Source organism: uncultured Arcobacter sp. (assembly GCF_937982575.1).
GTDB lineage: Bacteria > Campylobacterota > Campylobacteria > Campylobacterales > Arcobacteraceae > Arcobacter.
On the sequence record NZ_CALJLR010000023.1, the window covers coordinates 37,095 to 44,644 of the forward strand.

Sequence of the window (7,550 nt, forward strand, 5' to 3'; positions counted from 1 at the left end):
ATTTTTTTAGATATAATAATTTAAAATAATATTGATAAAGGAGAAACTATGGAAATTGGTAGAATGCCTGAAATCGACGCATCAAAAGTGAATCACGAAATAAAGATTCAAAAGGTACAAGAAGTAGATGAAAAAGATAGAATCGTACCTGATGAAAAGTATAAAAATGTAAAAACAAATGAGCAAACAGATCTAGTAAATGAGGTTGTACTAGATAATGTAAAGTTTGGTTACAACAAAGATAGTAAAGACTTTTTTGTAAAAGTTACAAGAGGGGATGCCGAATTTAAATATCCAACAGAAGATATGATGAAAGTAAAAGCTCATTTAAATGAGATAGTAGAAGATTTAAATAATAAAAATTAATTAAGGTTTAGTTTTGGCATCAGATATATCAAATATTATAAAAGACGAATTATCAAATACTTTAGAGCAATTACTTTCACAATCAACAAAATGTGAAAGTGTTGAAAAAGCAGATTTTTCAAAAGTTGATTCTTCACAATGTGTACAAATTGATGTGAAGTTTGAATTCAAAGACATGGCATCAAATTTTAATTTTTTTATTCCAACATCAAGTGCTGCAAGATTTGAATATCTAATGCTTGGTGGAACAGGTGATTTAAAAGAGCATATTGATGATGAAATAACAGACGCAGTAAATGAAATTGTCTCAAATATTTGTGGTAGTATATCTACTTCTGTAAATGCACAGGGCTTTCCTGATATCTCTGGCTTAAAACATCAAGTTTTAGGTTCTAAAATTGTTGAGTGCAGTGAAAAAGAAAATAGTGATAATATCTATTCTTTTAAATTAAGTCTTGATAATAAAATATCAGAAGTAATTATTGGTTTTGATGATATTATACTTCCGTTTTTATCAGGTATAACTGGAAATGAAGTTATAGAAAGTATCACTTCTAATAATACAAATGATACTCAAAATGCAGGAGCAAATATGTCATCTCTACCCTCTGTAAGTGGGATTGATTCATTATTATCTGAAGAATCTTCAAAAAACCTAAAACTTCTCTTTGATATAAAACTAAAACTTAGTGTAAGACTTGGAACAAAACTCTTTTTATTAAAAGATATCTTAAAATGGGATATTGGAGAAATAATAGAGTTAGAACAAATGGTAAATGAACCTTTAGATATTTTGGTAAATGGAATTAAAATTGGTGAAGGTGAAGCTGTAATTGTTGAAGGTAAATTTGGGTTAAAAATTAAAAACATCGGGAACGATTCATCAAGACTAAGTCAAATAGGATTAGGATAAAAAATGGATAAAAGTACTCTTGGCGGCTTGATTGGTGGTTGGGCATTAGTTGCTCTTGCTATTATGTTAGGTGGAGTTGGTTTTGGACCTTATATTGATATTCCATCTATTGTTATTGTATTTGGAGGAACTATTGCTGTAACTGCAGGACAATTTCAACCTAGTGAATTGAAAAGAATTGGTGATGGATTTAAAATTGCTTTAAATGAATCTCAAACAGAACCATTACCTGAGCTAATTGAAAAAATTATTTTTTATGCAACTGAAGTAAAAAAACATGGTGTAATGCAAATTGAACAAAAAGTATTGACAGAACCAAATGCTTTTTTTAAAGAAGCCTTTCAACTTTTAGTAGATGGAACAAAGCCAGATGTTTTGATTCCTTTATTAGAATTAAAACTAGAGCATATGGATAAACGACACACTTCACTTATTGGTGTTTTTTCAAATATGGGTGGAACAGCGGGTTCAATGGGGATGATTGGAACACTTGTTGGGCTTGTTGCAATGCTTGCAAATCTTTCAGACCCAGCAGCAGTTGGTCCAGCAATGGCAGTTGCATTACTTACAACAATGTATGGGGCTTTAACTGGTACATTATTGGCTGGAGTAGTAGAATCAAAACTTGACCAAAAACATAAAACTGAAGTGACTGCATGTGAAGTTATTATAACAGGTACTGCAATGATTTCAGCAGAAGAATCAATTGGTAATATTAAAATGAAACTAAATGCAATGTTAGTTGAAGCACCTCAATGATAAAGTACAATAATGGCTGATAAAAAGTGTCCTGACTGTCCTAAATGTTTACCAGGTTGGTTAGTTCAATTTGGTGATTTGATGTCACTATTACTTACCTTTTTTATTCTTTTATTATCTATGGCAGTTATGGATAAAAAAAAGGTTGAAGAGTATTTTGAGATTATGAGAAAAGCAATGGGCTTTTTAGATCAAACACAAGATACTGTAAAAAGAGATGAATCAACAAATACTTCAAAAGAAGCTAGTAATGATGCTGATTCAAATGCTCAAGATACTCAATCAGCAGTTGAGGAAATGACACAAATTGCAGAAGAAATAAATGAACAAACTTCAACAATGACAGAACAAGTTCAAATTACGGAAGGGAATAATGAATTTACTTTAGATATTCCATCTTCTTTAATGTTTGGAGAGGGAGAGTATACTTTAGAGAATAAATCAGCTAAGAGATTTATATCTAAAATAGCAAGGGTTATAAGAACAATGCCTCAAACTTTTGATATAGAGATAATTGGGCATACAGATAGAAGTAATTTTACAAATGATACAATACCAAGAGATGGTTGGGATATTTCAGCTTTAAGGTCTATTTCTGTTGTAAAAGAGTTAATAAAAAATAGAATAGACCCTGCCCAATTAAAAGTTTCTGCCTATAGCTCATACAGACCAAAAAGCGAGAATGCAGCAGAAAATAGAAGAGTTGAGTTACGATTCGTATCTTCAACTGAACAAAAAAATATATTAGAAAAAGAAAACTTCTTTGATAGGTTGGAACAATGATAGATTTAACAAACAATGTTGATATATCAACATTAAACCAAAAAAAATTCGAAAATGTTAATACAAAGAACTTAGAAGATAATAAGTTAAGAGATGTATGTGATAATTTTGAGGCCTTCTTCTTAAAACAGATAATGGATACTTCCTTAAAGTCTACAAATATAGCAGGTGAGGGAACAGGTTCTGATATTATAAAAAGTATGTACACAGATGCTGTATCAAATAGTGCTGCAGGTGGAATGGGTATTAGTAATTTGTTATATGAGTTTTTAAGTAAAAAATAAATAGTTTAGATTAGGTAATAACATGATTAAAAACATTACAGATGAAATGGGTTCTTTAGTTTTAAAAATGAAAGATTTAATTAATAGTGACATTGAAGATATAAAAGCAGCTAGGCATGAAAAGTTGTTAGATAGAAACGATGATAAACAAGATTATATGAATCAAATAATTGAGTTAAGACAAAATTTAAATGAAGAGTTAGTTAAAAAGATGCAAGAGGGAGTAGATATAAATATATATCGAAATGATGTTGATAATTTGGAAAAAGAGTTAACAGAACTACATGTATTAAATGCAAAACTAGCCTCTATAGTACTTCCTATTCAACAAATGTATAAGGATATTGTTGATGAATTAACAACTGAGAGTGGAGGGAATATAGTTGAAATTAAGATTTAGTTTTTTTTATTTAACAATAATTTCTGTTTTAAAACTTTTTTCAACTGAAGTAATTATTGCTAAAATTGATATTCCGTATAATATTGCCTTAAGTCCTTCAAATGTCGCTATTTTACAACTAGATAATATACCAAAAGATTGTAAACCTATTACAATTGCAGAATTAAAAAAAGAGAAATATTTTACAAAAAAGTATTTACAAAAAGAAAAAATCATATGCCATGATGATTTAAAAAAAGAGAATAATAATAAAGTAATATTTAGTTTTGGGTCAATTGAAATTGAAACAAATGGAAAAATTTTATATGAAAACGATGATTATATAAAGATAAAAAGAGATAATGGAAAGATTGAAAAAATTTACAAAGATGGAAGAGCTAGATGAATATGTTATCTTTTTTAGGAGAAACACCAACAAAAGCTTTAAGGAAGGCACAAGAAGAGTGTGGAGAAGATGCAATTGTAATATCAACAAAGAAGATTTCTGATCCTAAAAGTAAGAAAGATATGTATGAAGTTGTAGTTGCATTAGAAGAAGAACAAGATTTTGTACAAACAAAAAATAGGCAAGATTTCACAAAAAAAATAACTACAAATAATAATAGTTTAAAAGATAGTGACTTTAGCGCAAAAGTTTATGATTTTAAAGAAGAAATTCTTAAAATGCAAGATGCAATCGAACAAGTTCAAAAGTCAATTTGGGATCCAAAATCACAGCTATATGATTTAACTATTCCTCCAGAGTTTGTAGATATATATAATCTTTTTGAATCAAATGAATTTGACCAAGAGATGACATATACAATTATGAAAAAGACTATAAAACAACTGCCTGTTGGAATGAAATCAAATCCACAAAAAATAAATGATTTTTTTAAATTAATACTAAGAAGAATAATTCCAATTAAAAATGAAGTACCACTTAGAAAACATCAGCGAAAAATTATGATGATGGTAGGACCAACTGGTGTTGGAAAAACAACTACAATTGCAAAATTAGCAGCTCGTTATGCATACAAATTAGGAGAGAATTATAAAGTTGGTATTGTAACTTTGGATTCTTTTAGAGTTGGTGCAATTGAGCAGTTACAAGCATATACAAGTATTATGAGGTTGCCTTTAGAGGTAGTGAAAAAACCTGAAGATTTAGTTGAATCACTATTAAGACTAAAAGATTGTAATTACATCTTCATAGATACAGCAGGCTCTAGTCAATACGATGTTGATAAAATAGAAATTATAAATGAGTTCCAAAAAAAGGTTGACGAGCTACCAATTGAGAAAATTCTAGTACTTCCAGCAAATGTAAAACAAAGTGATTTGATGGATATTTATACAAATTATTCAAGACTAAATATTGATTATTTAACTTTTACAAAACTTGATGAAACAAAAAGTTTTGGTAACTTGATTTCCTTTGCACATAAAACAAAAAAATCAATAACATACATCTCTATTGGACAAAATGTTCCTGATGACTTGGTTGTTTCTGATTCATCCTTTTTGATTAATTGTTTTATGCAACACAGCTGCCCAAGGTAGGGAATGATTTGATTAATACAATTTCAACACAAGCAAATAAGTTAATTAACTTAACAAAAAGAAAGTATAGAGCTACTCCTTCAAAAACTAAACTTTTAACCATAACCTCAGGTAAAGGAGGAGTTGGTAAGTCTACTTTTACTGCAAATATTGCCTACTTATTGGCAAAAAAAGGATTAAAAGTAGGAGTAATAGATGCAGATATAGGCTTAGCAAATATGCAAGTTCTTTTTGACATAAAACCAAATCTTACACTATTTGATTATATTGATGGCAAATCAAATCTTGAAGATGTTTTTATTCAAACACAATATCCAAATATTACCTTAATAGCAGGGAAGAGTGGTTATCAATACTCTAATCATTCTAACAGTTTAGTAATAGCAAGAATAGTTCAGGACATAATTGATATCGAAGAGTTTGATATTGTATTAGTTGATACAGGAGCAGGCTTAAATGATTATGTAAAAGAGTTTTTATCTATTTCTTCAAATATTTTGGCTTTAACAACTACAGATCCTAGTGCATTAACAGATGTTTATGCTTTGGTAAAAATGCTCTCCAAAGATAAAAGTTCGCTTATGTTGTGTTTTAATCATACAAAAAACTACAAAATTGGCGAGTCTATAACAAATTCCTTACAAAATCTTGCACTTAAAAATAGGCTAAATTCTAATTTTATGATAGAATATATGGGTAACGTAAGCAGTTCTAAGAATATTTCGACAACTGGAAGATTGAGAAAATTATTTGTAAATGAGTTTGAAAGTCAAGCCGTTACAGAAGAGTTGGAGTTTATAGTTAGTTCACTGCTGAAAATTTTAAATAAATAGATTTGGATAAAAAGTGATAATAGAAAGATTTTCAAAAACAGTTATAGCTAGTGGAATTTTTAGATTTTACGTAGCTATAGGTTTCTTTGGTACATCTTTATTTTTTCTATTTAATGTTCATCTATTTACACCTATGGAAATGGTGTTAGGCATTATTTTTACAACAATTTTTTTAAAAACAATGTCTAATGTGATGTTATCATTACTAATACTGTTATTTAGTCTTGATAATAAAAAAGCTGAGTTAGATTTTAAATATCATACTCAAAAAATAGATGAACTTATAAGTGAGTTAACGACAAGTGACTCAAATAATAAAAATAGCAATACAGCTAGCTAGAGGGGTGTTTTATGGATATTTCAGGAGTTAATGGCATTTCTAATGTTTTAAACCAAAATAATGTTCAAAAGGTTGATAACAAAAATGACAATGCAGGAGAATCTTTTGCTTCAATGTTAAACAATGCAATAAATGAAGTAAATGAGACGCAAGTTGATGGATATAAAGCAATGGAAAATATTGCAACAGGAAAAGTTGAAAACTTACAAGAAGCTGTACAGAAAATAGAAGAAGCAGAATTAAGTTTGAAACTTGCATTAGAAGTTAAAAATAAAGCAATGGGTGCATATAAACAAATTATGGCAATGCAAGTTTAATATAAGGAGATAAGATGGGTTTTTTTGATGGATACAATATTGCAACTTCAGGAATGAGTGCACAAAGAACAAGAATAAATGTTGTAAGTGCAAATATTGCTAATGCTCAAACTACTCATTCCACTGATGGTGGACCTTATAAAAAACAAAATGTTGTTTTTGAAGAGATGCTTTTAAGCGAAAAAGAAAGATTAACGGCAAGTCCTAGCCAAGAAAAAGAGACAAGCTTTCCAAATAAAAACTTAAGTGGAGTTGGTATTAAACAAATTGTAGAGTCTAAAGAAGAACCTGTAATGAAATTTGAACCAGATCATCCCGATGCAAATGAAGATGGTTATGTTGCATATCCTAATATTAACCCTGTAATTGAAATGGTTGATTTAATTGAAGCGATGAGATCTTATGAGGCGAATGTATCAGCCTTTACAACTCATAAGACAATGGATACAAAAACCTTAGACATAATTGCTAGATAGAACATCTGAATAAGGATAGAGTATGAGTAATGAATTAGAAATCTTAGTTCCCTCTAAAACAAAAGAAGTTTCAAACAATTCTAAAATATCACAAAATAGTCCTAAAAAAGAGGGAGAATCCCTTTTTGACAAGATGTTATCTAAAGCAAAAGATGATATTGGTGATTCAAAGAAAGAAAATTTTGAAGAAGCAAAAACAAAAGATATAAAAGCAAAAGATTTAAATAAAGAAGATATAAAAACAAAAGATGTAAAAAAAGAAGTAGAAGATACAAAAGAAGATAAAAGTGCAAAAGAAAATAATGTAAAAAATGAAGCAAAACCAACTTCTTTGATGGATAGATTAGTTCAAGAGACAAAATCAAAAACAAAAGATGTAAAAAAAGAAGTAGAAGATACAAAAGAAGATAAAAGTGCAAAAGAAAATAATGTAAAAAATGAAGCAAAACCAACTTCTTTGATGGATAGATTAGTTCAAGAGACAAAATCAAAAACAAAAGATGTAAAAAAAGAAGTAGAAGATACAAAAGAAGATAA

13 protein-coding genes are annotated in these 7,550 nt (G+C 28.9%); all 13 read left to right on the forward strand.

Translation table 11 applies throughout. The features are described from left to right. The first annotated feature begins 48 nt into the window (after nucleotides 1-48). Nucleotides 49-366, forward strand: a complete 318-nt coding sequence (locus Q0617_RS12895) for a flagellin (protein WP_298753742.1) — start codon at nucleotides 49-51, stop codon at nucleotides 364-366. A 13-nt stretch (nucleotides 367-379) separates the two neighbouring features. Continuing rightward, nucleotides 380-1,279: a FliM/FliN family flagellar motor switch protein gene (locus tag Q0617_RS12900; RefSeq protein WP_298753743.1), complete on the forward strand. Its 900-nt coding sequence runs from the start codon at nucleotides 380-382 to the stop codon at nucleotides 1,277-1,279. 3 nt (nucleotides 1,280-1,282) lie between these two features. Beyond that, nucleotides 1,283-2,038, forward strand: a complete 756-nt coding sequence (locus Q0617_RS12905) for a MotA/TolQ/ExbB proton channel family protein (RefSeq protein WP_298753744.1) — start codon at nucleotides 1,283-1,285, stop codon at nucleotides 2,036-2,038. Nucleotides 2,039-2,050: 12 nt separating this feature from the next. After that, on the forward strand, nucleotides 2,051-2,821 hold the full coding sequence (locus Q0617_RS12910) for a flagellar motor protein MotB (RefSeq protein ID WP_298753745.1): 771 nt from the start codon (nucleotides 2,051-2,053) through the stop codon (nucleotides 2,819-2,821). Further along, the gene (locus Q0617_RS12915) at nucleotides 2,818-3,105 is read left to right on the forward strand and encodes a hypothetical protein (RefSeq protein ID WP_298753746.1); all 288 of its coding nucleotides are present in this window, start codon (nucleotides 2,818-2,820) and stop codon (nucleotides 3,103-3,105) included. The genes Q0617_RS12910 and Q0617_RS12915 overlap by 4 nt, the downstream gene beginning before the upstream one ends. Before the next feature lie 22 nt (nucleotides 3,106-3,127). Continuing rightward, nucleotides 3,128-3,505 (forward strand): hypothetical protein, encoded by a 378-nt coding sequence (locus Q0617_RS12920; protein ID WP_298753748.1) that lies wholly within the window; start codon nucleotides 3,128-3,130, stop codon nucleotides 3,503-3,505. Beyond that, nucleotides 3,489-3,890 (forward strand): hypothetical protein, encoded by a 402-nt coding sequence (locus Q0617_RS12925; protein WP_298753749.1) that lies wholly within the window; start codon nucleotides 3,489-3,491, stop codon nucleotides 3,888-3,890. Before Q0617_RS12920 ends, Q0617_RS12925 begins: the two co-directional genes overlap by 17 nt. Further along, the gene (flhF, locus tag Q0617_RS12930) at nucleotides 3,887-5,047 is read left to right on the forward strand and encodes a flagellar biosynthesis protein FlhF (protein WP_298753750.1); all 1,161 of its coding nucleotides are present in this window, start codon (nucleotides 3,887-3,889) and stop codon (nucleotides 5,045-5,047) included. Before Q0617_RS12925 ends, flhF begins: the two co-directional genes overlap by 4 nt. Before the next feature lie 8 nt (nucleotides 5,048-5,055). Next, nucleotides 5,056-5,880 (forward strand): P-loop NTPase, encoded by an 825-nt coding sequence (locus Q0617_RS12935; RefSeq protein WP_298753751.1) that lies wholly within the window; start codon nucleotides 5,056-5,058, stop codon nucleotides 5,878-5,880. 13 nt (nucleotides 5,881-5,893) lie between these two features. Next, nucleotides 5,894-6,220: a hypothetical protein gene (locus tag Q0617_RS12940; protein ID WP_298753752.1), complete on the forward strand. Its 327-nt coding sequence runs from the start codon at nucleotides 5,894-5,896 to the stop codon at nucleotides 6,218-6,220. An 11-nt stretch (nucleotides 6,221-6,231) separates the two neighbouring features. After that, nucleotides 6,232-6,537 carry a flagellar hook-basal body complex protein FliE gene (gene fliE, locus Q0617_RS12945; protein ID WP_298753753.1) on the forward strand — a complete coding sequence of 102 codons (306 nt, stop codon included), beginning with the start codon at nucleotides 6,232-6,234 and terminating at the stop codon, nucleotides 6,535-6,537. A gap of 14 nt (nucleotides 6,538-6,551) precedes the next feature. Next, entirely contained in the window at nucleotides 6,552-7,013 is a 462-nt protein-coding gene (flgC, locus tag Q0617_RS12950) for a flagellar basal body rod protein FlgC (RefSeq protein ID WP_298753754.1), read from the forward strand. Between the two features lie 22 nt (nucleotides 7,014-7,035). Further along, the coding region (locus Q0617_RS12955) for a hypothetical protein (RefSeq protein WP_298753755.1) at nucleotides 7,036-7,550 on the forward strand (515 nt) is incomplete at its 3' end.